The sequence below is a fragment of the Streptomyces sp. NPDC043867 genome (genome assembly GCF_056435845.1).
Window position 1 is genome coordinate 42,876 of sequence record NZ_JBWKDS010000034.1, and the last position, 24,252, is coordinate 67,127.

The window sequence follows — 24,252 nt, forward strand, 5'->3', positions numbered from 1 at the left end:
CGCCCCCACCCCAGGGCCCCGGAGGGTCACCCGTACTTCTTGATCTCCCGCCGCGCCAGCGACCGCTGGTGCACCTCGTCCGGCCCGTCCGCGAGCTTCAGCGTCCGCGCGCTCGCCCACAGTTCGGCCAGCGGGAAGTCCTGGCTCACCCCGCCGGCGCCGTGCAGCTGCACCGCCTTGTCCAGGATGTCCACGACCGTGCGCGGAGTGGCGATCTTGATGGCCTGGATCTCCGTGTGGGCCCCCTTGTTGCCCACGGTGTCCATCATCCAGGCCGTCTTCAGGACGAGCAGACGCAGCTGCTCGACGGCCACCCGGGCGTCGGCGATCCAGTTCTGCACCACGCCCTGCTGGGCGAGCGGCTTGCCGAAGGCGCTGCGGGCAACCGCCCGGCGGCACATCAGCTCGATCGCCCGCTCGGCCATGCCGATCAGCCGCATGCAGTGGTGGATGCGGCCCGGACCGAGCCGCGCCTGGGCGATGGCGAAGCCGCCGCCCTCCTCGCCGACCAGGTTCGACACCGGCACGCGCGCGTGGTCGAAGACGACCTCCGCGTGCCCGCCGTGCGAGTGGTCCTCGTAGCCGTACACCTGCATGGCCCGCCGGATCTCGACGCCCGGGGTGTCGCGCGGGACGAGCACCATGGACTGCTGGCGCCGGATGTCGGAGCCCCCGGGGTCCGTCTTGCCCATCACGATGAAGATCTTGCAGTCCGGGTTCATCGCCCCGGAGATGTACCACTTGCGCCCGGTGATGACGTACTCTCCCCCACCCTCGGCTCCGCTCGAGCGGGAGGTGCCCCCACCGTCCCGCTCGATCAGCGTGGTGATGTTCGTGGCGTCCGAGGAGGCCACCTCGGGCTCGGTCATCGCGAACGCCGAACGGATCTCACCGGCGAGCAGCGGCTCCAGCCACTGCTTCTTCTGCCGCTCGTCGCCGAACTGCGTCAGCACCTCCATGTTGCCGGTGTCCGGGGCCGCGCAGTTCAGCGCGGTGGGCGCCAGATGGGGGCTGCGGCCGGTGATCTCGGCGAGCGGCGCGTACTGCAGGTTGGTGAGCCCGGCACCGTACTCGGAGTCCGGCAGGAAGAGGTTCCACAGCCCCTGGCGCCGCGCCTCGGCCTTCAGTTCGCCGACGACGGCGGGGGTGTCCCACGGCGAGGCCAGCCGTGCGCGCTGCTCCTCGGCGACGGCCTCCGCCGGGTACACGTACTCGTCCATGAAGGCGAGCAGTTTGCTGCGCAGCTCTTCGGTGCGCGCGTCGAATGCGAAGTCCATGGCGGGTCAGCCTTCCTGAAGGGTGGTCAGGCCGTGCTCGATGAAGACGGGGACCAGTTCGCCGATGCGGTCGAAGCCCGCGCCGACCGTCTGGCCGAGGGTGTAGCGGTAGTGGATGCCCTCCAGGATCACGGCGAGCTTGAACCACGCGAACGCCGTGTACCAGGAGACGGCGGACACGTCGCGCCCCGAGCGCGCGGCGTACCGCTCGACGATCTCGGCCGCGTCCGGGTGTCCGGCGGCCGTCGCGGTGGTGCTGATGGGGGCGTCGGGCAGGTTCAGCGGCGCGCTGTACATCACCAGCAGCCCCAGGTCGGTGAGGGGGTCACCGAGCGTGGACATCTCCCAGTCCAGGATCGCCTTGATCCGGTCGTCCGTGCCGATCAGCACGTTGTCCAGCCGGTAGTCGCCGTGCACGACGGCCGGGGCGCCGGAGGTGGGCAGCTCGCGTCCCAGGGCCGCGTGCAGTTCGTCGATCCCCGCCAGTTCGCGGTTCCTGGACGCGTCCAGCTGCTTGCCCCAGCGGCGCAGCTGCCGGTCCAGGAAACCCTCGGGCCGGCCGAAGTCCGCGAGGCCGACCTCGGCGGGGTCCACGGCGTGCAGCTCGACCAGGGTGTCGACCAGGCCGAGGACCGCGCTGCGGGTGCGCTCCGCGCCGAGCGGGGCGAGCTGCTCGGCGGTGCGGTACGGGGTGCCCTCGACGAACTCCATGACGTAGAAGGGCGCGCCGAGGACGGAGTCGTCCTCGCACAGCAGGACCGGGCGCGGCACGGGTACGGCCGTGGGATGCAGGGCGCTGATCACCCGGTGCTCGCGCTTCATGTCGTGCGCGGTGGCCAGGACGTGGCCCAGCGGCGGCCGGCGTACGACCCACTGCGTGGCGCCGTCCGTGACCGCGTACGTGAGGTTCGACCGTCCACCCTCGATCAGCCGGCCGGACAGCGTGCCGTTCACCAGTCCGGGCCGCTCGCCGTCGAGCAGGTCGCGCAACCGGTCGAGATCGAGACCCGGGGGGTGGTCTGGGCTCATCATTGCTCCTACGCACACGGAAAACAGGACGACACACATGATGCCGACCGGTCGGTATGTCGTCCAGTGCCCGCGCAGAACGTGATCGGCGTCTCCCCGGTCCTCCGGCGGCCGGAAGGCGCCGCGCCGAGGTCCCGGAGAGCCGGGGTCTCAGAACACCAGGGCCACCGCGCACGCCGCGATCGCCACCGTGCACAGCGTCGCCGCCGTCGCGTCCCGGGGCGTGAGCGCCGTCGTGCGGCCCGCGCCGGAGGCCAGGGTGCGGATACGGCGGTGGGCGACGGCCAGGAAACCCAGCCATAGCGCGCAGCACAGCGCGCAGGCGACCACCCCGAGCGGTGACGGCCCGCCGTGCAGGGCGGCCTTCACGGCGAGCACGGCGGCCACGGTGCTCGACAGGGTCGTACGCCGCCAGGCCAGCCGCGTACGTTCCGGCTGGAGCCCCGGGTCCCGGTCCCGGGCGGGCGCGGTCACCCTTCCCAGCCGACGAGGACGGCCAGCACCATCGCCACGGCGACGACCGCGACGGCGATCCCGAGCAGCGCGGGGAAGCGGGACACCGGCAGATCCTTGCCCCGCCGCATCGCCCGCTCGCAGCGCACCCAGTGGTTGACCGCCCGCAGGGAGCACAGCACGCCCGCCACGAGCAGCGCGAGGGCCAGTCCGACCCGCCATCCCCACCGCAGGTCGGGCAGGAACTGGTCCACGGCGAATCCGCCGCCGATGAGCGCCATCGCGGTGCGCAGCCACGCCAGGAAGGTCCGCTCGTTCGCCAGCGAGAACCGGTAGTCGGGCGTCCCGCCCTCCTCCCGGATCTCCTGGGGCGCGAACCACAGCCGGACGTTCCGTACGAATTCGATCACGCCAGGGACCCTACCGGGGCGCTCGCGGCCACCCGGCGGGGGCGCCGGGCCCGGCACCGGCGCGCGGGAACGGGTCAGCCCGGCGAGCGGTGGGCCTTCAGACGCTCGTACGCCGCCAGACCGTCGGGGACCCACTCCCAGTCCGTCAGGCGCCGTTCCACCTCGTCCTCGGGGAGGAAGCCGTGCCAGGCGACCTCCTCGGCCTGCGGGCGCACCGGCAGCTCGCAGCGCACCTCGTACACGGCCGACCACCAGCTCTGCCCGCCGCCGTTGTCGTACAGGAAGGTGAAGAGCCGGCGCGGGCGGGGGAGCCCCTGGACGCCCAGCTCCTCCTCGGCCTCGCGCAGCGCCGCGTCGTCGTACGTCTCACCGGCGCCGACGACGCCGCCCACGAACATGTCGTACAGCGAGGGGAAGACCAGCTTCGTCGGAGTGCGGCGGTGGACGAAGATCCGGCCCTCGGCGTCACGGACCTGGACGAACGCGCAGCGGTGGCGCAGGCCGCGCGCGTACGCCTCCCCGCGGGGCGACTGTCCGATCACCCGGTCGTTCTCGTCCACGATGTCGAGGATCTCGTCGGCGGCGCTCATGGCCCCATCCAAGCAGGTGCCGGGCGCCTTCGGACCGACGGGCCCGCGTGCACTCAGCGCGGCTGGAGGTCCCGGGCCCGCTCGGCGTCCGAGGCCCCCTGGGGCATCGCCGGGTGCAGGCCCAGCAGCACGATTCCGGCCACCACGGCCGCGAGCCCGGCCGCCTGCCAGGCGAGCGCGCCCGTGTCCGTACGCAGCCGGTCCCCGAGGAAACCCACCCCGCAGACGATCCCGGCCAGCGGCTGGGCGGCGGTCAGCGCCGGCAGCGACATCCGCAGCGGCCCCGTCTCGAAGGCGCTCTGCACCAGCACCAGCCCGGTGACGCCCAGCACCAGCACGCCGTACGGCTGCCATCCGGTGAGCAGTTCGGCCCACCCGCCCTCGGCGAACCGCTCCCCGCAGATCCGGGTCAGCGCGTCCTGCACGCCGTAGAGCAGGCCCGCGGCCGTGGCCAGCAGCACCGGCGCCGAGCTGAGCCGGGTCCGTTTCGCGTACGCGGTGAGCAGCAGCGCGATCCCGACCATGATCCCGATGATCAGCCAGTGCCGCAGCGGGTCGGTGACCGCGTCGCCGCCCTTTGGCTGACCCGCCACGATGAACGCGGTGACCCCGCCCGCGAGCAGCACGAGGCCCGCCCAGCCCTGCCGGCCGAGCGGCTGCTTGGTCTGGTGGCGCGAGAGGGCGAGCGCGAACAGGAGGTTCGTGGCGAGGAGGGGCTCCACCAGGGACAGCTCGCCGCGGCTCAGGGCGACCGCGCCGAGCGCCATGCCGACCACCATGAGCCCGATGCCGCCCAGCCAGGTGGGGACGCGGATGAGGTCGAGCAGCAGCCGGGGGGAGAGGAAGTCGCTCAGCGGGGCGTGGGAGGCGGCCTTCTGCTGGAGTACGAAGCCGAAGCCCAGACAACAGGCCGCACTCACGGCGAGGACCAGAACCAGAACCGACACGCTGCGTACCTCGATGACTCGGAGGGGACACGGTGCGTATCCCGCCGACTGTAGCGCTCCGGGCTGTGACCCGCCCACGGGCGAACCCGGAACCCGGCAGTTGACTCGGTCAGCCATCTGCCGAAGGATCTGACCGACCAGTAACAACGCCTCCGGCGCCGCTGGTCGACTCTTACCACTGTCTCACCTGCCGGCCGCGAGCCGCCGTCCCGTGCGGGCGGCGATCCCGACCGGTCGGAATGCCGAGAGGACGCGTACATGGCCTACGACGCAGACGTGATCGTGATCGGAGCCGGCCTCGCGGGCCTGGCGGCGACCGCGGAGCTCGTCGATGCCGGCCGCAGAGTGATCCTCCTCGACCAGGAGCCCGAGCAGTCGCTAGGGGGCCAGGCGCACTGGTCCTTCGGCGGCCTGTTCTTCGTGAACTCCCCCGAGCAGCGCCGCATGCGGATCAAGGACAGTCACGCGCTGGCGCTCCAGGACTGGATGGGCACGGCCGGCTTCGACCGGCCCGAGGACCACTGGCCGCGCCGCTGGGCCGAGGCGTACGTGGACTTCGCGGCCGGCGAGAAGCGGTCCTGGCTGCACCGGCAGGGCGTCCGGTTCTTCCCGGTGGTCGGCTGGGCCGAGCGCGGCGGCTACGACGCCAACGGGCACGGCAACTCCGTGCCGCGCTTCCACATCACCTGGGGGACCGGGCCCGGCCTGGTCGCCCCCTTCGAGCGCCGGGTCCGCGCCGGGGTCGCCCGCGGCCTCGTGCAGCTCAGGTTCCGCCACCGCGTCACCGGTCTGGCGCGCAGCGCGGGCGCCGTCGACACGGTCACCGGCGAGATCCTGGAGCCGACCGGTATCGAACGCGGCCGGGCCAGCAGCCGCACGGTCACCGGCGCCTTCGAGCTCAGGGCGCAGGCGGTGATCGTGACCTCCGGCGGCATCGGCGGCAACCACGACCTGGTCCGTGCGAACTGGCCGGAGCGGCTGGGCAGCCCGCCCGAGAAGATGGTCGCGGGGGTGCCCGCGCACGTCGACGGCAGGATGCTCGCGATCGCCGAGGAGGCGGGCGCGCACCTCATCAACCGCGACCGCATGTGGCACTACACCGAGGGCATCCAGAACTGGAACCCCGTCTGGGAGAACCACGGCATCCGCATCCTGCCCGGCCCGTCCTCGCTCTGGCTGGACGCCCGCGGCAACCGGCTCCCCGTGCCGCTCTTCCCCGGCTTCGACACCCTCGGCACCCTGGAACACATCATGCGGACCGGGTACGACTACACGTGGTTCGTGCTCGACCAGAAGATCATCGGCAAGGAGTTCGCGCTCTCGGGCTCGGAGCAGAATCCCGACCTCACCGGAAAGTCCGTGCGGGGCGTCCTGGAACGCGCCCGCACCGAGGTGCCGGGACCGGTCAGGGCGTTCATGGACAACGGCGTCGACTTCGTCGTGGAGAAGGACCTGAGCGCGCTGGTACGGGGCATGAACGCGCTCACCGAGGAGCCGCTCATCGACGAGGCCGCGCTGCGCCGGGAGATCGTCGCCCGGGACCGGGAGATGGCCAACCCGTTCACCAAGGACCTCCAGGTGACCGCGATCCACGGGGCCCGCAAGTACCTCGGGGACAAGCTGATCAGGACGGCGACGCCGCACCGCATCCTCGACCCCAAGGCGGGACCGCTGATCGCCGTCCGCCTGAACATCCTCACCCGCAAGACCCTCGGCGGCCTGGAGACCGACCTCTCCTCACGCGTGCTGACGGAGGGCGGCGACCCGCTGGCCGGGGTGTACGCGGCGGGGGAGGCGGCCGGTTTCGGCGGCGGCGGGGTGCACGGGTACCGCTCCCTGGAGGGCACCTTCCTCGGCGGCTGCCTGTTCTCCGGCCGCACGGCGGGCCGAGCCGCAGCCAAGTCCGTGAGCTGACCCCGGGGGGCCACCGGGCCGGACGCGGCTGTCCCGCATACGTAGCGGTGCCGCGCCGGGACCTGTCCCGGAGGGGGCCGCCCGAACCCGACCGGCAGCGGCCGACCCCGCCGGGAGCAACGGCCCCCTGGCGGGAGCAGACGGCCCCGGCCCCGGCGGGAGCAGACGGCCCTCGCCCCGACGGGACTGGCCGGCCCCGCCCCGCAGGCGGGTGGGAGACGGCCCGTTCCACGGCGGGAGTAGACGGTCCTCGCTCTCGCGGGACGGCCGGCCCCGCCCCGCAGGCGGGTGGGAGACGGCCCGTTCCACGGCGGGAGTAGACGGTCCTCGCTCTCGCGGGACGGCCGGCCCCGCCCCGCAGGCGGGTGGGAGACGGCCCCGCATCCCGGGACCGAAGCCCTCCCGCCGGGCGGCGACCGACCGGCCCCCGCTGGAGCGGACGGGGCCCGCCCCCGGCGTCTCTGCCCGGAGGAGCAGAGGGCCCCCGCCCCTGTGGAAGCGGCTGGCTCGCGGCCCCGCATGCGTGGCCCGCCCCCGCGCTGCGGCAGCGAATCGCCTCCGTGCTGCGGCGACGGACCCATCCCCGCCGCCGCGGGAGCGAACCGCTCGCACCGGGCGGCGACGCACCGGATCCCGTTTCCGCGGCAGCGGACGGGCGCTGTGCCGGCGGCTCCTGTCCGCGCGGGAGCAGACGGCCCCCGCCGCCGCGGGAGTGGCCGCCCCCGTCCCGCAGGCGTGGCCCGCCCGCCCCCGCCCCCGCGGCCCGGCAGCCAACCCCTCCGGCCCGGCGGCAACGCACCGGCCCCCGTCGCCCCGCGAGCGGCCCAGCCTCCACGCCTGTGGGGGGGCGGGCCGGGTCTGCCCGGGGCGGGCCGGGTCCCGTCCTGCGGCGAAGGTCCGGCCTCCGCTGGGCGGGAGCGGGCCGACCCCACCCGTCGGCCACGGACCGCACCCGTCACCGCCCCCGTTCCGCGCGGGCCAACTCGGCCCGCGCCAGGGCCTCCCGGCCGGAACCGGTGAGCGGCGGGGGCCAACCCCGCTGACGCCGGGGACAGTTGACACGTGTCGGAAATCAAGCCGCCCTTGACGCCAACCGTTGGCTGAGGGTTTGCTTTGCGTGATCAGGCCCCGCCGGGCCCCGCTCTGTCTGGACCACCCGCGTAAGGACCGCCCGCGGTGCCCCCACCCCCACCCCCTCTCGGCCGCGGCCGCAAGCGCGCGACCCAGGCCTTCGACGCCGCACTCGACGACGTCGAACTGGTCACCGCACGCGCCGCGTTGGCCCAGGGCCGGTGGGCCGGCGTCCGCGCACTGCTCGGCGCGACCGGGGACGACTGGGACCGCCGGGGGCACCGGGTGACCGTGCTCGCCCAGGAACCCACCGCCCTCACCTGGGCGCGCGACTGGCTGCTCGCCGAACCCGAGTCGACCTGCGCCTCCGTGTTCCTCGCGGTCGCCACCGTCCAGCGCGCGCTGGACGGCAAGGAACGGCCGGACGGCGCCCGCGAGGCATGCCGCGCCGCCGCCGCGCTCGCGCCCGCCGACCCCACCCCGTGGCTCGGACTGCTGATGCTGGAGCGCTCGATCGGCAGCGAGGAGGACGTCGTCCGCCTCTTCGACGAGGTCCGCCACCGCTACCCCGACCACCACCACGCGCACCACCTGATGGTCGCGCGCCTCGCCGAGCGCCGCGCCGACGCCGGCCAGGACCCGCTGCACGAGGTCTACGACTTCGCCAACTGGGCCGCCGAACAGGCCCCCGCCGACTCGCCGCTCGCCATCCTCCCGGTGGTCGCGCACGCCGAGCGCTACCGCGTGCTCGCCGCGGCGGGCCTCGAACCCCCCGACCCGGCCGCCTCCGGGCACTGGGTGGGACGCCGGGCCCGCCAGGTGATGAAGGCGGCCTTCGACTGGTGGCTGGAGTGGGAGCGCGACGACCACCCACGCCGCCACATCGACCTCAACTTCCTCGCCCACGCGAAGTCCTGCGAGGGCCGGGGCGCCGAGGCCGCCGCCCTCTTCCACCGCATCGGACCGCACGCCACCCCGGCGCCCTGGTCGTACCCCGACCGCGATCCGCACAAAGCCTTCCGTGCCGCCCGCGACAGCGCGCTGGGCACGGCCTGATCCGCACACCACCTGAGAGGACGACCCCGCCATGACGACGGGCAGTTCGAGCACGAGTGAGAGCAGCAGACGCACCGCCGGAACCGGCATCAGCACGTTCAAGGGGCAGGACCGCGCACTGCGCGCCGACCGGCTGGGCACGGCCGGCCTCCTGCTCTCCGTGCTGGCCGCGACCGGCCCCCTCATGGTCGTCGCGGGTGTCATGCCCACCACATTCGGGGTGATGGGGATCGTCGGGCAGCCGCTGCTCTTCGTCATCCTCGGCGTGGTGCTGGCCCTGTTCTCCGTCGGGTACGCCGAGATGAGCCGCCACGTCCACAACGCGGGCGCCTTCTACGCGTACATCTCCCGCGGCCTCGGCGGCACCGCGGGCGCCGGCGCCGCCCTGGTCGCCCTCGTCGCCTACAGCGCGCTCCAGGTCGGCATCTACGGCATCTTCGGCTTCGAGGTCTCCAACCTCTGCGCCACCTACCTCGACGTCGACATCGCCTGGTGGATACCGGCCCTGGTGTCCGTGCTCGTGGTCGGCGCGCTCGCCTGGCTGAAGATCGACGTGAACGCCCGCGTGCTCGGCGTGCTGCTGCTCATCGAGGTAGCCCTGGTCGTCGTCTTCGACATCGCGGCCGTCGCCGACCCGGCCCGGGAAGGCCTGTCACTGCACGCCTTCAACCCGGACACGCTCACCGGCGCGGGCGTCGGCACCGCCCTGTGCTTCTGCATCGCGGCCTTCACCGGCTTCGAACAGGCGCCGGTGTACGCCGAGGAGACCAGCCGGCCGCACATCCTCGTACCGCGGGTGATGTTCCTGGCGATCGCCTTCGTCGCCGTCTTCTTCGCGATCAGCTCCTGGGCGCTCACGGTCGCCGCCGGACCCTCCGCGATCGTGCCCGCTGCCCAGAAGCAGAGCGCGGGGCTGCTGTTCTTCCTCACCGAACCACGGCTCGGCGACACCTTCACCGACGTCATGCACATCCTGTTCGTGACCGGCATGTTCGCGGCGATGCTCAGCTTCCACAACGTCGTCGCGCGGTACGCCTTCGCCATGGGCCGCGAGGGACTGCTCCCCGCCGCCTTCGGACGCACCACCGGCGCCAGCGGCGCCCCCGGCACGGGCTCGCTCCTGCAGACGACCGTGTCGGTGCTGATCGTCGGCGCCTTCGCGGTGGCGGACGACGGCCCGGCCGGCGACCCGACCGCGCCCGTACTGCACCTGTTCACCTGGGGCGGCAACGTCGGCGCCCTCGGCGTCATCCTCCTGATGGCCGCCGCCTCCTTCTCGGTGGTCGTCTTCTTCGCCCGCCGCGGTGCCGCCCGCGCCCAGGCCTGGCGCCTGGTCACCTCCGTGCTCGCGGGCCTCGCCCTGCTCGTCATCGCGGGCTACACGGTCAAGGACTTCGACGTCCTCGTCGGCACGGGCCCGGACTCCGCGCTGAACTGGGCACTGCCCGCCGTCATCGGGGGCGCCCTGGTCGTCGGCCTGGCCCAGGGGCTCGTCCTGCGCTCCCGCAAGCCCGAGGCGCACGCCAGGATCGGACTGGGCAACGAGGCGTTCCAGCTGGACAAGGCGGCGGGATCGGCGCCCTGAGCACGGCCGGGGCAGTGGTTACGGAATTCTGACGGGCACCCGCGGCCCCTGGCCCGAAGGGGGTCGCGGGTGGTCGAATCAGTACGTGAACTCCGAACGGCCCGACGAGCAGGGCAAACCCGTCGGCCGGCGGGTCCTGCTCGGCACCCTCGGCCTCGGCGCGCTGGGCGTGGTGACCGCGCCCACGCTCCAGCGCGGCCTGGAAGGCTTCCTGGGCGGCGCCGCCGACAGGGACCCCACCGGCCTCACCGGGCTCCTGCCCAACGGCGGCGGCTTCCGGTACTACTCGGTGACCTCGTCGGTCCCCCGCAAGAGCGCGCCGGACTACCGCCTCACGGTCGACGGACTCGTCGACCGCCCCACCGCCTACACCCTCGCCGACCTGCGGGCCCTGCCCCGGACCCGGCTCGTCCACGACGTGCAGTGCGTCACCGGCTGGCGGGTGCCCGGCACTCCCTTCGAGGGGGTGCGCCTGTCCCGGCTCCTGGACGCCGCGGGCGTGCACGCGTCGGCCGGAGCGGTCCGCTTCACCTGCTTCGACGGCGCCTACAGCGAGAGCCTCACGCTCGACCAGGCCCGCCGCCGGGACGTCCTGGTGGCCCTGCGCATGCAGGACAAGGACCTGGCTCACGCGCACGGCGGCCCGGTCCGCCTGTACGTGGCGCCCATGTACTTCTACAAGTCCGCCAAGTGGCTCTCCGGCATCACCGTCACCGAGGACGTCGAGCCCGGGTACTGGGAGAAGCGGGGCTACGACGTCGACGCCTGGGTCGGCCGCTCGAACGGACGTGACGATGCGCCCACCGGCTGACGCTCCGGCCCTCGCCGCCCGCGTACGGCGCTTCACGCCCGCCGAACGCTGGGTCCACCGCGCGACGGCAGCGCTGATGGGCCTGTGCGTCGCGACGGCGGCCTGCCTCTACCTGCCGGTCTTCGCCGAACTCGTCGGCCGGCGCGCACTCGTCGTCCGGGTGCACGAGTGGACGGGCCTGCTGCTGCCCGTCCCGGTCCTGGCGGGCCTTCTCTCGCGCGCCTTCCGGGCGGACCTCGGCCGCCTCAACCGCTGGGGCCCGCACGACCGGACGTGGCTGCGCGCGGCCCTGCGCCGCGGCACCCGCCGCGCCGGCCGCCCCGCGGGCAAGTTCAACGCGGGCCAGAAGACCTACGCCGCCTGGATCGCCGGGGCGAGCCTGGTGATGCTCGGCACCGGGCTGCTGATGTGGTTCACCCACCTCACCCCCCTGCTGTGGCGCACCTCGGCGACCTTCGTGCACGACTGGCTGGCCCTGACGGTCGGCATCGTCCTCGCCGGGCACATCGGGACGGCCCTCGCGGACCCGGAGGCCCGCCGGGGGCTGCGCACGGGCTCGGTGACCCGGGAGTGGGCGGAGCGGGAGCACTCGCTCTGGCGCCCGTAGTCCCGGACGCCGGTGCCTCTCCCGGGCCGTCCGCTAGGGCCTGTCGTTTGGATCATGCCGGCGTCGCGGGGTCTGGCACGCACATCTGCGGCGTTGTCGTCGGTCGCCGACGCTCCGCGTCGACTCCCTCCTCCGCCTTGCAGCTGCACGCGCCAGATCCCGCTCGGGTCGGTCAGGACGAACCGTCGGTCACAGCCAGCCTGATCCAAACGACAGGCCCTAGATCACGAGGGACAGCAGCAGGACCAGCCCGCCGGCGACCACGGAGATGATGGTCTCCATGACCGACCAGGTCTTGACCGTCTGTCCGACGTTCAGGCCGAAGTACTCCTTGACCAGCCAGAACCCGGCGTCGTTGACATGGCTGAAGAAGAGCGAGCCCGCACCGATCGCCAGCACCAGCAGCGAGGTGTGGGCGGTCGACATGTCGGCGGCCAGGGGCGCGACGAGACCGGCCGCCGAGATCGTCGCCACGGTCGCCGAGCCGGTCGCGAGCCGGATCGCCACCGCGATCAGCCAGGCCAGCAGCAGCGCGGGGATCGACCAGTCCTCGGAGATGTCCAGAATCATCCGGCCCACCCCGCAGTCGATCAGCGTCTGCTTGAAGCCGCCGCCCGCACCGACGATCAGCAGGATCCCGGCGATCGGGGCGAGGGACTTCTCGACGGTCGTCGACAGCCGCTCCCGGGTGAACCCGGCCGCCCGGCCCAGCGTGAACATGCCCACGATGACGGCCGTGAGCAGCGCGATCAGCGGAGAGCCCACGACGTCGAAGACGCGCTGGACCATGTGCGCGGGGTCGTCCACGACGATGTCCACGAGCGCCTTGGCCAGCATCAGCACGACCGGCAGCAGCATGGTGAAGAGCGTGGCGCCGAACCCGGGGCGCTTGTGGAGGTCCTCGGACGCGCGGGCGGGGATCATGCGCTCCGGCGCCGGGACGTCCACCCAGCGGGCCGCGTACCTGGAGAAGACGGGACCCGCGATGATCACCGTCGGGACGGCGACCAGGACGCCGAGCGCCAGGGTGACGCCGAGGTTGGCCTTGACCGCGTCGATCGCGACCAGCGGGCCGGGGTGCGGCGGGATCAGGCCGTGCATCACGGACAGTCCGGCGAGGGCGGGGATGCCGATGCGCATCAGCGAGTAGTTGCCCCGCTTGGCGACCATCAGCACCACGGGGATCAGCAGGACGATGCCGACCTCGAAGAACAGCGGCAGACCGATCACGGACGCGATCAGCACCATCGCCCACGGCATGGCACGCCCGCCCGCCCTGGCGAGGATCGTGTCGACGATCTGGTCGGCGCCGCCGGAGTCGGCGAGCAGCTTGCCGAGGATCGCGCCGAGGGCGATGAGGACGCCCACGCCCGCGACGGTCGAGCCGAGTCCCGCGGTGAAGCTGAGGATCGTCTTGTCGAGCGGAGCCCCGGCGAAGGCGCCCAGTGCGAGCGAGCCGATGGTCAGGGCGAGAAAGGCGTGCAGCTTGAACTTCGTGATGAGCAGGACGATGACGGCGATGCCGGCCAGGACGGCTATGCCCAGCCGGGCATGGCCTGCCGAGGTGATCGGCTCGACGGCGTCCGCTGCCAGCATCTCGACGCTGAGTCTGGTCACGGTGCTTCCCTTGCGTGTACGGGATGGTCGGGGAGAACCCCGGGGCTCCGGCGGAACCCCCGGGGGACCTACTGCGGGGGCTCGGACAGACCGCGCAGCGCGGTCACGGCCCGTTCGGTGATGTCGCCGGGGCCGCCGGACACGTCGACCGCGACACCCGCCTCGTCCGCTCCCAGCGGCTGGAGGGTGGCGAACTGGGAGTCCAGCAGCGCGGCCGGCATGAAATGCCCCTGCCGCTGCGACATCCGGTCCTCGATGAGCTCGCGGTCGCCCGCGAGGTGGACGAAGACGACCTCGGGCGCGGCGGCCCGCAGCCGGTCGCGGTAACTCCGCTTGAGCGCCGAGCAGCTGACGACGCCGCCGAGTCCGGCCCGGTCGTGCGCCCAGACGCCGATCGCGTCCAGCCACGGCCCGCGGTCTTCGTCGGTCAGCGGCGTCCCCGCCGACATCCTGGCGATGTTGGCCGGCGGGTGGAAGTCGTCGCCCTCTGCGTACGGAACGCCGAGCCGGTCGGCCAGCAGGGGGCCGATGGTGGTCTTGCCGGTCCCTGACACGCCCATGACCACGACCACGTAGGGGGTGTGCGTCTGCTGCATCATGCTCCCGCTGTCCTCGTCGACACCTGATGTCGACGACACTGAAACCCATTAGGTATGACAAATTCAAGAGTCTGTGACATATAAGTCTGACTTTTTCCCCGGGGTGAAGTCCTCGTACGCTGGCCCCATGAGCACACGGGGCCGGGGGCTGCACGGACACGTACTGGACACCCTCGGGCCGGCCATCACAGCGGGCGACTACCCGCCGGGCAGCGTGTTGCGCACGGACGAACTCGCCCAGCGCTTCGAGGTGTCGCGCTCGGTGATGCGCGAAGCGGTCCGGGTCCTCGAATCCATGTACCTGGTCGAGTCCCGCCGCCGCGTCGGTGTCACGGTCCGCCCCAGGGCCGAGTGGAACGTCTACGACCCGCAGGTCATCCGGTGGCGGCTGGCCGGCGCCGACCGCGCCCACCAGCTCCGCTCGCTCACCGTGCTGCGCTCCGCCGTGGAACCCGTCGCCGCCGGACTGGCCGCACGGCACGCCACGGCCGCCCAGTGCGCCGAGCTCACGGAGTGCGCGCTGGGCATGGTCGCCACGTCACGCGGCCGGCAGCTGGAGAAGTACCTCGTCCACGACGTCGCCTTCCACCGCGTGATCCTGGACGCGTCCGGCAACGAGATGTTCGCCCGGCTCGGTGACGTCGTCGCCGAGGTCCTCGAGGGCCGTACCCACCACGAGGTCATGTTCGAGGATCCCGCCCCGGCAGCCGTCACCCTGCACGTCCGGGTCGCCGAGGCGGTCCGCGCGGGCGACGGGGCCCGCGCCGAGGAACTCACCCGCGAGATCACCGTCGGCGCCCTGCGGGAACTGGACATCCTGGCCCCCTGAACGGCCTTCGCCCCGAGGGCGGCCGACAGGCCGGGGTCACTCCACGAAGTCACCGTCGACGTACACCCAGGCCCCCTCGACCCGCTCGAACCGGCTGCGCTCGTGCAGCACACCTCCGGCGTAGCCCGCCCGGAAGGTCACGGTCCCCGAGGAGTGGAACGCGGATCCCCCGCCCGTCTCCAGGATCTCCAGCCCGGTCCAGCGCATCCCCGGGTCGAACTCCACCCGCGGCGGACGGGTCCCGGGGTGCCAGGTACGCAGCAGATACCCCTCGTCGCGCTTGACGAAGGCGCTGTACCGCGAGCGCATGAGCGCCTCGGCGGTGGGCGCGGCGGCCTCGCCGCGGTGGAAGCGGCCACAGCACGCGGCGTAGGGCTGGGGGAGTCCGCACGGGCAGGAACGCGTGATCATGCCCGCCATTGTGTCGTGCCGCCCCCGCCCGTCGCGCCGGGGACCGGCAGACAAAGAGCGAGGCCGTGACCTCGCGGTCACGGCCTCGCTCTGTGATGTGTCCGAGGGGGGACTTGAACCCCCACGCCCGATAAAGGGCACTAGCACCTCAAGCTAGCGCGTCTGCCATTCCGCCACCCGGACAAGGTGTCTGTCGCGCGGGGTTTCCCTCGCGGCGACAGAGGAAACATTACCAGGCTTCCACGGGCGCCCGATCACACCCCGTCGGGGCGTGAACGACGTGTGACGGGCCCGGCCCGCCCTTGGGGCGGACGGGGTGCCGGAGAGAGGATGAGGGGGACCACCAGCAGTGACAGCGGGAGGAAGCAGCGTGAGCGAGTCGAACACGGCCAGGGGTGTCTCCGGCGAGGACGAGGTCGTCGACCTCTGCCGCGAGCTGATCCGGATGGACACCAGCAACTACGGAGACCACTCGGGGCCGGGCGAGCGCAAGGCCGCCGAGTACATCGCCGAGAAGCTCGCCGAGGTGGGGCTCGAACCGCAGATCTTCGAGTCTCACCAGGGGCGCGCCTCCACGGTGGCCCGCATCGAGGGGGAGGACCCCTCGCGGCCCGCGCTGCTCATCCACGGCCACACCGACGTCGTACCGGCCAACGCGGCGGACTGGACCCACCATCCGTTCTCGGGCGAGATCGCGGACGGCTGCGTGTGGGGCCGGGGCGCGGTCGACATGAAGGACATGGACGCGATGACCCTCGCGGTCGTCCGTGACCGGCTGCGCACCGGCCGCAAGCCCCCGCGCGACATCGTCCTCGCCTTCCTCGCGGACGAGGAGGCGGGCGGCACGTGGGGCGCGCGGCACCTGGTCGACAAGCACCCGGGCCTCTTCGAGGGGGTCACCGAGGCGATCGGCGAGGTCGGCGGCTTCTCCTTCACGGTCAACGAGAACCTGCGGCTCTACCTCGTCGAGACGGCCCAGAAGGGCATGCACTGGATGAAGCTGACCGTGGACGGCACCGCCGGCCACGGTTCGATGATCCACCGGGACAACGCGATCACCGAGCTGTCCGAGGCGGTCGGCCGGCTCGGCCGGCACAAGTTCCCCGTCCGGGTCACCAAGACGCTCCGGCACTTCCTCGACGAACTCGGCGACGCGCTCGGCACCGAACTCGACCCCGAGAACATGGACGCGACGCTCGCCAAGCTCGGCGGTATCGCCAAGCTGATCGGCGCCTCCCTGCAGAACACGGCCAACCCGACCCAGCTGGGCGCCGGCTACAAGGTCAACGTGATCCCCGGGCAGGCCACCGCGCACGTCGACGGCCGCTATCTGCCGGGCTACGAGGACGAGTTCCTCGCCGACCTGGACCGGATCCTCGGCCCGCGGGTGAAGCGTGAGGACGTGCACGCGGACAAGGCGCTGGAGACGACCTTCGACGGCGCGCTGGTCGACGCCATGCAGATCGCGCTGTCGGCCGAGGACCCGATCGCGCGCGCCGTCCCGTACATGCTCTCGGCGGGCACCGACGCCAAGTCCTTCGCCGACCTCGGCATCCGCTGCTTCGGATTCGCCCCGCTGAAGCTGCCGCCGGAGCTGGACTTCGCGGGCATGTTCCACGGGGTCGACGAGCGGGTGCCGGTGGACGCCCTGCGGTTCGGCGTGCGCGTGCTGGACCGCTTCATCGACGCGTCCTGAGCGCTGCCCCTCGGGCGCCGCTGAGGACGTCGTGAGGTACGCAGGTAAAACGACACTCCCATAATCGCCAGCGCGTGCGGAGCCGACTGAGAAGAGTGAATGCGACCATAAGCTCGTAGCTCGATTACTCCCTCCTCGTTACAGCTCGTGTGACCCGAAGCTGGGGTCACATTTGTCTACGAGGAGGAATAATGATCAAGAAGATCGTCGCCGCCGCCGTTGCCACCAGTGGTCTGGTTCTCGCCGGTGCGGGCCTGGCCGCCGCCGACTCGGGTGCCCAGGGTGCCGCCGTGAACTCCCCCGGTGTCCTGTCCGGCAACGTTGTGCAGGTTCCCGTTCACATCCCCGTGAACGTCTGCGGCAACACGGTCTCCGTGATCGGGCTGCTGAACCCCGCCTTCGGCAACGCCTGCGTCAACAAGTGACGCTGTGCCTCGTCCCATGAGGCTCTGAGTCCTCGTCGGCCCCGGAGCGCGTACCACGCGCCCCGGGGCCGACCGGGCTTTCCGTGTCCGCGTCCACCGCGCGGACACGCACCGCAAGGTCCCAGGCAAGGTCGAAGGCAGGTAACAGCAATGCGACAGGTCACCCGCAAGAGCCTGATGACGATGGCGGCCGCGACCGGCGTGCTCGCCGCCGCGACCGGCGTGCTCGCCGCCGCGGGCGGCTACGCGCACGCCGACTCGGGAGCGCACGGCGCCGGTGAGCACTCGCCCGGCGTGCTGTCGGGCAACACGGTCCAGGCGCCGGTGCACGCACCGGTCAACGTCTGCGGCAACACCGTGAACGTCGTCGGGCTGCTCAACCCCGCGATGGGCAACACGTGCGTCCAGCAGAGCGGCCGGGGCGGTCCCGCCGGGGGGCACGGCACCGGCTCGCACCCGGGAGGCGGCGCGCACGCGGGCGGACACACCGGTGGCTCACCCGGCGTCGGTTCCGGCAACCACGTCCAGGTGCCGGTCGACGTACCGGTCAACGTCTGCGGCAACAGCGTGAACGTGGCTGGCGTCGGCAACCCCGCGGCGGCCAATGCGTGCGGCAACGCGGACGGCGGTCACTCCGGCACCGGCGGCCACGGAATCCCGCCGTCGGGCGGCCCGAACCACCCGGGCCACCCTGGCGACCCGAACCACCCGGGCGGGTCGGGGCAGGGCGGCCACCGGGGTGCGACGTCCCCAGCGGGCGGCGAGGACCGCACCGGTGCCTCGCGGATCAGCGCGGCCGGCGCACGGTCCGACGCCGCGCGGCAGGGAGCGGGACAGCTCGCCCACACCGGCAGTGACCTGCCGGTGGGCCTGCTGCTTCCGGCGGGCGCGGGCGCGCTGCTCGGGGGCGCGCTCCTCTATCGCAGGGCACGCTCGGCGGCGTAGGACCGGCGGAAACGGCCGGAACGACACATGACGCCCCGGCATCAGGCCGCATCACGTCACGGCGACGCAGTGGACCGGAGCGGGCCCGCACGGGCGGACCCGCTCCGTTTCAGCCGGGTCCGCTCACCACGTGGCGCGTACCTGGCGGATGATCCGCCGACGCAACCGCACTCTGCGGCTGCCGTCGGCATGCAGGCTCAGGCGGTCCAACTCCCAGTGTCCGTACTCCGCATGGTCCGTCAGCAGACGTGTGGCTTCCTTGCGGGAGACCCCGCGCGGTACGTACACGTCGACAAATTCGTATTCCGGCATCGCATCTATTGTGCGGGCAGAGGCCGTGTACGGATAGCGTCTGCACTATGTCTGATGCTGCGCAGCCCACCGCTGCCGAGGTACGTGCCGCCGCCGAGGCGGTCAAGACCGCTCTCGACCGCCACCTGGCCGCGGTCGAGCGCAGGACGGGTGAGGACGACCCGGCCGTGTACGAGGCGTTCAACGAGCTGGCCGCGGCCGCGGAGGAGTACGACGAACTGCTCTACGAGCGCTACGACGAGGTCACGCCCTTCGAGATTCCCGGTTCGGACGACGAGCTGCCGCCGTACACGGGCCCCGAGGAGCCGAACGCGCTCAGTGTGCTGATCCGCCGGGACTACTCGGTCGTGGAGCCGCAGCGACTGCTGGCGCAGGCCCGGCGCATCGAGGCCGTGGACGACGACGCGGACGTGGAGACCACGGCCTCCGGCACGGTGCACGGAGCGGTCGGTCTGCTCTTCGGCGAGTTCGAGCCGGACGAGATCGCTTCCCGGCACAAGGAGTTCGGGCTGGAGGAGGGCGACTCCACGCTGTGGGTGACCGCCGCGGACGAGCCGGCCGAGGCGGGGGAGTGGCTGGAGGCGCCCTTCGAGCAGGCCGACACCCAGCGGATCGTCTGCCGTTTCGACGTCAGCGCCGTCTTCGACGACGAGACCGACGACGACCTCGACGACGATCCGCGCCGCGGCGTCGGCCCCGGGCTGGACGGGATCCTGGACGACGACGAGGACCTGGAGCCGCTCGACGCGGATCGCTGAGGCAGCCCGTACGGGAGCCCGTACGGACCTGGCGCCCCCGGACGCACGAGGTGGCGGTCACCGGATCACCGGTGGCCGCCACCTCGCTGTCCGCGCTCCGTCACCCGGCGGTCGGCATCTGGGCCTTGAGCAGCGCGGGCAGGCGCGTGGTGCGCGGCTTCTGCGGGACCTCCGCCACCGCGCGCGGCAGTGCCCCCTCGACCCCGTGCACGACGGAGAGGTGGCGGGCCGCCCGGCCGAAGGCCGTGTACACCCAGGGGCGGGTGAGGGATGCCGCGGCGTCGCCCGGCAGGACCACGACCGCGGCCGGCCAGCGGTGGCCCACCGCCTGGTGCGCGGTCAGCGCCCAGGCGTGCCGCACGGACTGCTCCACCCGCTCCTTAGGTACGACCACGGGGGCGCCGGCGCACTCCAGGTGCAGCCCCTCGGCGTCGGCCTTCACCACGTGCCCGGGCACCGTACGGCCCGGGGCGGGGGAGTGGACGACCCGGTCACCGGGGTCGAAGCCGCCGAAGCGGCCGGGGCCCGGATTGAGGCGCTCCTTGAGCACGGTGTTCAACGCGCGGGTGCCGGCGGCGCCGCCGTGTCCCGGAGTGATCACCTGCGTCTGCTCCGCCGGGATGCCGATGGCCCGCGGCACCGAGTCCGCGACGAGCTGCACGGTCCGGTGCACCGCCTCCCCGGCGTCCCGCACCGGGACGATCACCACTTCCTTGCCGGGCGCCTCGACCTGGTTCAGCTCCCCGATGCCGATGCCCGAGACCAGCTCCCCGAGAGGACCGGGATCCGGTGTCCGCGAGGCGACCTGCGGACAGACCCGGGCGGCCAGCAGATCGGCGAAGACGCGGCCGGGTCCGGCCGACCACAGCACACCCGGGTCCCCGCTCAGCACCAGCCGGGCTCCGTCGGGCAGCGACTCGGCGAGCACGGCCGCTGTCTCGACGTCGAGCTGCGGAGCGTCCAGGAGCACCAGCAGGTCGAGCGCCAGGGCACCGTCCGCGTCCCGTCCCGGCCCCTCCGTGCCCGAGAGCAGGCCCGCGACGGTGGTGACGGCCTCGGACGTGTCGCCCTGGACCGCCTTGAGGGACGAGGCGAAGCGGTCCCGGCCGTCCGTCGTGTGCGCGGCGGCGCAGGCGCGCAGCCCGAGCGTCCGGGCCGCCGCGAGCAGCTCGGCCGGCTCCCCGCGGGACGCCTCGCCGCCCGTGTGCAGGACGAGTCCGTGGCCCGCGACGGCACGGATCAGCTCGGCGGTGGAGCGGGAGGCGGCCTCGGCGGCCGGCTCCCAGTCGGGGGACGCGTCCTTGGGCAGCGCCTTGACGACACGGGCGAGACCGTCGGCGAGGCTCTCCTCGGCGAGCGCGTACCGCTCCAGACCGATGAGGACGCGGACCGGGCGCTCCTCGCCCTCCTCCTCGTCCGCGTCCGGTTCGCGGGCGGGAGCCGCCGCGTCGAGAGCGTCCTGGAAGACCAGGGCCTCTCCCTCGGCGACGGTGCTCTGCACGGCGGCGTCCGGGTCGGGCACCGCGCGCTGGGCCAGCGCGGCGGTGAGCACCGGGGCCTCCAGGGCGGTGTGCCCGGCGAGGGCGGCCTGCTCCAGCAGCCACGACGTGACCGCCCGGCCGCGCCGCTCGTCGTCCGGGCCGCACTCCGCGCCGAGCAGCGCCCGCGCGAAGCCGTCGGCCTGCTCGGGCCGTACACCGGCGATCCGCAGCAGCTGCCACGGGTCCTCGCGCAGCTGCCCGTCGGCGCTCTCGCCCAGGGTGGCGGCGACCTGCGGTGCGAGCGCGTCCGGGGCGCCGCCCTCGGCCAGGACGGCCTTCACGGCATCGACCGTCTCGGCCGCGGGCGCGCCGGCGCCGGGAGCGGCCGGCTGCGGACGCCGCACCGGCTCGGGCGCCGACCTGCGAGGCGTCGGCTCCGGCTCGCGGAACGCCGTGGCCACGGGCTTCTCGCCGCTCTCCACGGCGCGGATCGCCGCGAGCAGGTCGGCGGCCGTCCCGCTGAGCTTGGTCCCGGCCGGGATCGGCCCCTGCTTCTCGGCCTTGCGCCGCTCGATCCGCTCCCGCAGCTCGCGCTGGGCCGCCAGCTCGGCCTCGGCCTCGGACAGCTCCCCCGCGGCACCGGCGCCATCCTTGCCCCCGGCTCCGCCGGCCTCCCCGGCCTCGTCGCCCAAGTCTCCGCTGGACGCGTCCCCGGCTCCGCCGGCCTCCCCGGCCTCGTCGCCCGAGTCACCGTCGACCGGCGCGTCCCCCGTGCCTGCGGCCTCCCCGGCCTGGTCTCCCGAGGTTCCGTCGGACGCGTCCCCGCTGTCCCCGGCCTCGCCGCCCGAGGTTCCGTCGCCGGGGGTGTCCGACGCGTCCCCCGTGCCCCCGGCATCGCTCGCCGCCGGGGCGTCGTCGTCGCGGTCGGCGGGCGGCGCGGACGGCAGTCCGGCGTCCTCGCCGTCCCCCGGCGCCTCGCCCGCCGCCCCGGTGCCGTCCCCGGCAGCCGGGGACGCGGGCCCGGGGCCGCCCCCGCTCACGTCGCCGGAACCGGCCGTCGGCTCGCCCTCCGGGGCCGCGGCGCCGTCCTCCGTGCCCGCGCCCGGGGCCCCCGGCTCCGCTTCCTCCGTGGTCTCGGGCTCCGTGCTCACAGCGTGCTCCAGTCGTGATCGGGATAGTGGTGCACCGGTGCCGACACGTCGTCGAGTGCCCGGCAGATCTCGTCAGGAAGACTAAGGGTCTCCACTGACAACGCCGCCGTGAGCTGCCGCGCGTTGCGCGGGCCGATGACCGGGGCGGTCACCCCCGGCCGGTCGCGGACCCAGGCGAGGGCCACCTGGAGCGGGGTCACGGCGAGCCCGTCGGCGGCGGTCGCCACCGCGTCGACGATGCGGCGGGCCGCGTCGTCCAGATACGGCGCGACGAAGGGCGCGAGGTGCTCCGTGCCGCCCCGCGAGTCGGGCGGTGTCCCGTTGCGGTACTTCCCCGTGAGCACGCCCCGCCCGAGGGGTGAGGAGGGCAGCAGACCCACGCCCAGGTCGAGGGCGGCGGGCAGCACCTCGCGCTCCACCCCGCGCTGCAGCAGCGAGTACTCCATCTGCGTACTGGCCAGCCGGGTCCGTGCCCCGGGCACCGCGAGCTGCCAGGTCGCCGCCTTGGCGAGCTGCCAGCCGCAGAAGCCGGACACCCCGGCATACCGGGCGCGGCCGCTGCTGACCGCCAGGTCCAGGGCCTGGAGGGTCTCGTCCAGTGGGGTCACGGGGTCGTAGGCGTGCACGTGCCACACGTCCACGTACTCGGTGCCGAGCCGCTTGAGGGAGGCGTCGAGCGCGGAGAGCAGATGCCCCCGGGAGGCGTCGAAGCGCCGGTCCGGGTCCGGCACGCTCCCCGCCTTCGTCGAGACGACCAGGTCCCGGCGCGGCACCAGGCCGTCCATGAGGCGTCCGAGCAGGTACTCGGACTCCCCGTCCCCGTACACGTCGGCCGTGTCGACGAGGGTCCCGCCCGCTTCCCAGAACGCCTTCAACAGCTCCGCGGCGTCATGCTCGTCGGTGTCCCGGCCCCAGGTGAGGGTGCCGAGCCCGATCCGGGACACGCGAAGGCCTGTCCGGCCGAGATGCCTCTGCTCCATGGACGCCGAGATTACTGGCCGGAACTCGGTGTGTGGTGGCCCTGTGGACAACCGGGATCACCGGGGAGCGAGCCTGTCCCTGCCGCCGTGCCCGCCAGGGCGCTAGTGTCTCCGGCACAAGGGACGTTACTGATCGGTAAGGGGAAACGGCCATGCAGCTCGGGATCAACCTCGGCTACTGGGGCGCCGGAATGGACGCGGACAATCTCGCCGTCGCCCAGGAGGCCGACCGACTGGGATACGCCGTCTGCTGGGCCGCCGAGGCCTACGGCTCCGACGCGGCCACGGTGCTCAGCTGGGTCGCCGCCCGGACCGAGCGCATCGACGTGGGCTCGGCCATCTTCCAGATCCCCGCCCGCCAGCCCGCGATGACGGCGATGACGGCGGCGACCCTGGACTCGCTGTCCGGCGGCCGCTTCCGCCTCGGGCTCGGCGTCTCCGGGCCGCAGGTCTCCGAGGGCTGGTACGGCGTCAAGTTCGACAAGCCGCTGGCGCGCACCCGCGAGTACGTGGAGATCGTGCGCCGGGCGATGACCCGCGAGCGCCTCTCCTTCGAGGGCGAGCACTGGACGCTGCCCCTGCCCGGCGGTCCGGGCAAGCCGATCAGGCTGACGGTGCACCCGGAGCGCGAGCACATCCCGCTGTACATCGCCGCGATCGGTCCGAAGAACCTCGAACAGACCGGTGAGATCGCCGACGGCGCCCTGCTGATCTTCCCGTCGGCCGAGCACCTGGAGGACACCGCGATCAGCCACCTGCGGGCCGGCCGGGAGAAGGCCGGGAAGACGATGGAGGGCTTCGACGTCTGCCCGACGCTCCCCCTCGCGCTCGGCGACGACAAGAACGTGGCCGCCCTGGCCGACATGTTCCGCCCGTACACCGCGCTGTACGTCGGCGGCATGGGCAGCCGCAAGCAGAACTTCTACAACCAGCTCGCCCGGCGCATGGGGTACGAGAAGGAGGCCGCCGAGATCCAGGACAAGTACCTGTCCGGCGACAAGGAGGGTGCTGCCGCCGCCGTACCGCACGAGCTGATCGACCGGACGACCCTGCTCGGGTCCGTGGACCGCATCGCGGACCGGATGAAGGCCTACGCGGCGGCCGGGGTGACCACCCTCACGCTGGCACCCGCGGGCTTCACCCTGGAGGAGCGCATCGCCTCGCTGCGGGCCGGCACCGACGCGCTGGAGCGCGCCGGACTCGCCTGACGCGAGCGGAGCGACCGGAGGGATGAGTCTGCGGCCGTGGTGGGGGCTCGGGGGTCTTCCCCGCCACGGCCGTCACGGGGAACAACGCGC

The 24,252-nt window shown here is 73.1% G+C and carries 23 protein-coding genes and 1 tRNA gene; 11 read left to right on the forward strand and 13 right to left on the reverse strand.

Features of this window, described 5'->3' with window-relative positions; all coding sequences use genetic code 11:
• Positions 1-26 precede the first annotated feature (26 nt).
• From AC069T_RS28395 to AC069T_RS28420, 6 genes are all read right to left on the reverse strand, one after another.
• Entirely contained in the window at positions 27-1,277 is a 1,251-nt protein-coding gene (locus tag AC069T_RS28395) for an acyl-CoA dehydrogenase family protein (protein WP_478785452.1), read from the reverse strand.
• Positions 1,278-1,283: 6 nt separating this feature from the next.
• Entirely contained in the window at positions 1,284-2,306 is a 1,023-nt protein-coding gene (locus AC069T_RS28400) for a phosphotransferase family protein (RefSeq protein ID WP_478785453.1), read from the reverse strand.
• Positions 2,307-2,456: 150 nt separating this feature from the next.
• Positions 2,457-2,780 (reverse strand): DUF202 domain-containing protein, encoded by a 324-nt coding sequence (locus AC069T_RS28405; protein WP_478785454.1) that lies wholly within the window; start codon positions 2,778-2,780, stop codon positions 2,457-2,459.
• On the reverse strand, positions 2,777-3,169 hold the full coding sequence (locus tag AC069T_RS28410) for a YidH family protein (protein WP_478785455.1): 393 nt from the start codon (positions 3,167-3,169) through the stop codon (positions 2,777-2,779). The genes AC069T_RS28405 and AC069T_RS28410 overlap by 4 nt, the downstream gene beginning before the upstream one ends.
• A gap of 74 nt (positions 3,170-3,243) precedes the next feature.
• Positions 3,244-3,759 carry an NUDIX hydrolase gene (locus AC069T_RS28415; RefSeq protein ID WP_478785456.1) on the reverse strand — a complete coding sequence of 172 codons (516 nt, stop codon included), beginning with the start codon at positions 3,757-3,759 and terminating at the stop codon, positions 3,244-3,246.
• A 53-nt stretch (positions 3,760-3,812) separates the two neighbouring features.
• Positions 3,813-4,706 (reverse strand): DMT family transporter, encoded by an 894-nt coding sequence (locus AC069T_RS28420; RefSeq protein WP_478785457.1) that lies wholly within the window; start codon positions 4,704-4,706, stop codon positions 3,813-3,815.
• A 258-nt stretch (positions 4,707-4,964) separates the two neighbouring features.
• Between AC069T_RS28420 and AC069T_RS28425 the strand changes: the two genes are divergently transcribed.
• From AC069T_RS28425 to AC069T_RS28445, 5 genes are all read left to right on the forward strand, one after another.
• The gene (locus AC069T_RS28425; protein ID WP_478785458.1) at positions 4,965-6,620 is read left to right on the forward strand and encodes an FAD-binding dehydrogenase; all 1,656 of its coding nucleotides are present in this window, start codon (positions 4,965-4,967) and stop codon (positions 6,618-6,620) included.
• Positions 6,621-7,796: 1,176 nt separating this feature from the next.
• On the forward strand, positions 7,797-8,747 hold the full coding sequence (locus tag AC069T_RS28430; protein WP_478785459.1) for a hypothetical protein: 951 nt from the start codon (positions 7,797-7,799) through the stop codon (positions 8,745-8,747).
• Between the two features lie 31 nt (positions 8,748-8,778).
• On the forward strand, positions 8,779-10,332 hold the full coding sequence (locus AC069T_RS28435; RefSeq protein ID WP_478785460.1) for an APC family permease: 1,554 nt from the start codon (positions 8,779-8,781) through the stop codon (positions 10,330-10,332).
• Between the two features lie 85 nt (positions 10,333-10,417).
• The gene (locus AC069T_RS28440) at positions 10,418-11,143 is read left to right on the forward strand and encodes a molybdopterin-dependent oxidoreductase (protein WP_478785461.1); all 726 of its coding nucleotides are present in this window, start codon (positions 10,418-10,420) and stop codon (positions 11,141-11,143) included.
• Positions 11,127-11,750 (forward strand): cytochrome b/b6 domain-containing protein, encoded by a 624-nt coding sequence (locus AC069T_RS28445; RefSeq protein WP_478785462.1) that lies wholly within the window; start codon positions 11,127-11,129, stop codon positions 11,748-11,750. The genes AC069T_RS28440 and AC069T_RS28445 overlap by 17 nt, the downstream gene beginning before the upstream one ends.
• Positions 11,751-11,969: 219 nt before the next feature.
• Here AC069T_RS28445 and AC069T_RS28450 read toward each other — a convergent pair whose 3' ends face one another.
• Positions 11,970-13,367: a GntT/GntP/DsdX family permease gene (locus AC069T_RS28450; RefSeq protein WP_478785463.1), complete on the reverse strand. Its 1,398-nt coding sequence runs from the start codon at positions 13,365-13,367 to the stop codon at positions 11,970-11,972.
• Between the two features lie 68 nt (positions 13,368-13,435).
• Complete coding sequence (locus AC069T_RS28455; protein WP_478785488.1) at positions 13,436-13,963, reverse strand: gluconokinase; 528 nt, start codon at positions 13,961-13,963, stop codon at positions 13,436-13,438.
• A 130-nt stretch (positions 13,964-14,093) separates the two neighbouring features.
• Here AC069T_RS28455 and AC069T_RS28460 point away from each other — a divergent pair, with 130 nt between their 5' ends.
• Positions 14,094-14,795 (forward strand): FadR/GntR family transcriptional regulator, encoded by a 702-nt coding sequence (locus AC069T_RS28460; protein ID WP_478785464.1) that lies wholly within the window; start codon positions 14,094-14,096, stop codon positions 14,793-14,795.
• Between the two features lie 36 nt (positions 14,796-14,831).
• Here the strand turns inward: AC069T_RS28460 and AC069T_RS28465 are convergent, their stop codons facing one another.
• Both AC069T_RS28465 and AC069T_RS28470 read right to left on the reverse strand, forming a co-directional pair.
• Complete coding sequence (locus tag AC069T_RS28465; protein ID WP_478785465.1) at positions 14,832-15,206, reverse strand: YchJ family protein; 375 nt, start codon at positions 15,204-15,206, stop codon at positions 14,832-14,834.
• A 98-nt stretch (positions 15,207-15,304) separates the two neighbouring features.
• A tRNA-Leu gene (locus tag AC069T_RS28470) sits at positions 15,305-15,389 on the reverse strand.
• A 187-nt stretch (positions 15,390-15,576) separates the two neighbouring features.
• On the opposite strand from AC069T_RS28470, the gene AC069T_RS28475 reads away from it, so the two are divergent.
• The 3 genes from AC069T_RS28475 to AC069T_RS28485 all read left to right on the forward strand — a co-directional run bounded on the left by AC069T_RS28475 (position 15,577) and on the right by AC069T_RS28485 (position 18,272).
• Positions 15,577-16,902 (forward strand): M20/M25/M40 family metallo-hydrolase, encoded by a 1,326-nt coding sequence (locus AC069T_RS28475; RefSeq protein WP_358852472.1) that lies wholly within the window; start codon positions 15,577-15,579, stop codon positions 16,900-16,902.
• A gap of 191 nt (positions 16,903-17,093) precedes the next feature.
• Positions 17,094-17,327: a chaplin ChpH gene (gene chpH, locus AC069T_RS28480; protein WP_358852473.1), complete on the forward strand. Its 234-nt coding sequence runs from the start codon at positions 17,094-17,096 to the stop codon at positions 17,325-17,327.
• A 150-nt stretch (positions 17,328-17,477) separates the two neighbouring features.
• A complete protein-coding gene (locus AC069T_RS28485) occupies positions 17,478-18,272 on the forward strand; it encodes a chaplin (RefSeq protein ID WP_478785466.1) in 795 nt (264 codons plus the stop codon).
• Between the two features lie 123 nt (positions 18,273-18,395).
• On the opposite strand, the gene AC069T_RS28490 is transcribed toward AC069T_RS28485, so the two are convergent.
• Complete coding sequence (locus AC069T_RS28490; RefSeq protein WP_016641768.1) at positions 18,396-18,584, reverse strand: DUF5703 family protein; 189 nt, start codon at positions 18,582-18,584, stop codon at positions 18,396-18,398.
• Between the two features lie 47 nt (positions 18,585-18,631).
• Here AC069T_RS28490 and AC069T_RS28495 point away from each other — a divergent pair, with 47 nt between their 5' ends.
• Positions 18,632-19,342, forward strand: a complete 711-nt coding sequence (locus AC069T_RS28495; protein WP_478785467.1) for a hypothetical protein — start codon at positions 18,632-18,634, stop codon at positions 19,340-19,342.
• Between the two features lie 100 nt (positions 19,343-19,442).
• On the opposite strand, the gene AC069T_RS28500 is transcribed toward AC069T_RS28495, so the two are convergent.
• Together AC069T_RS28500 and AC069T_RS28505 are read right to left on the reverse strand one after the other, a co-directional pair.
• Entirely contained in the window at positions 19,443-21,974 is a 2,532-nt protein-coding gene (locus AC069T_RS28500) for a helix-hairpin-helix domain-containing protein (RefSeq protein ID WP_478785468.1), read from the reverse strand.
• Complete coding sequence (locus AC069T_RS28505; protein WP_478785469.1) at positions 21,971-22,954, reverse strand: aldo/keto reductase; 984 nt, start codon at positions 22,952-22,954, stop codon at positions 21,971-21,973. The genes AC069T_RS28500 and AC069T_RS28505 overlap by 4 nt, the downstream gene beginning before the upstream one ends.
• A gap of 152 nt (positions 22,955-23,106) precedes the next feature.
• Here AC069T_RS28505 and AC069T_RS28510 point away from each other — a divergent pair, with 152 nt between their 5' ends.
• Entirely contained in the window at positions 23,107-24,162 is a 1,056-nt protein-coding gene (locus AC069T_RS28510; RefSeq protein ID WP_478785470.1) for an LLM class F420-dependent oxidoreductase, read from the forward strand.
• Positions 24,163-24,252: the final 90 nt, after the last annotated feature.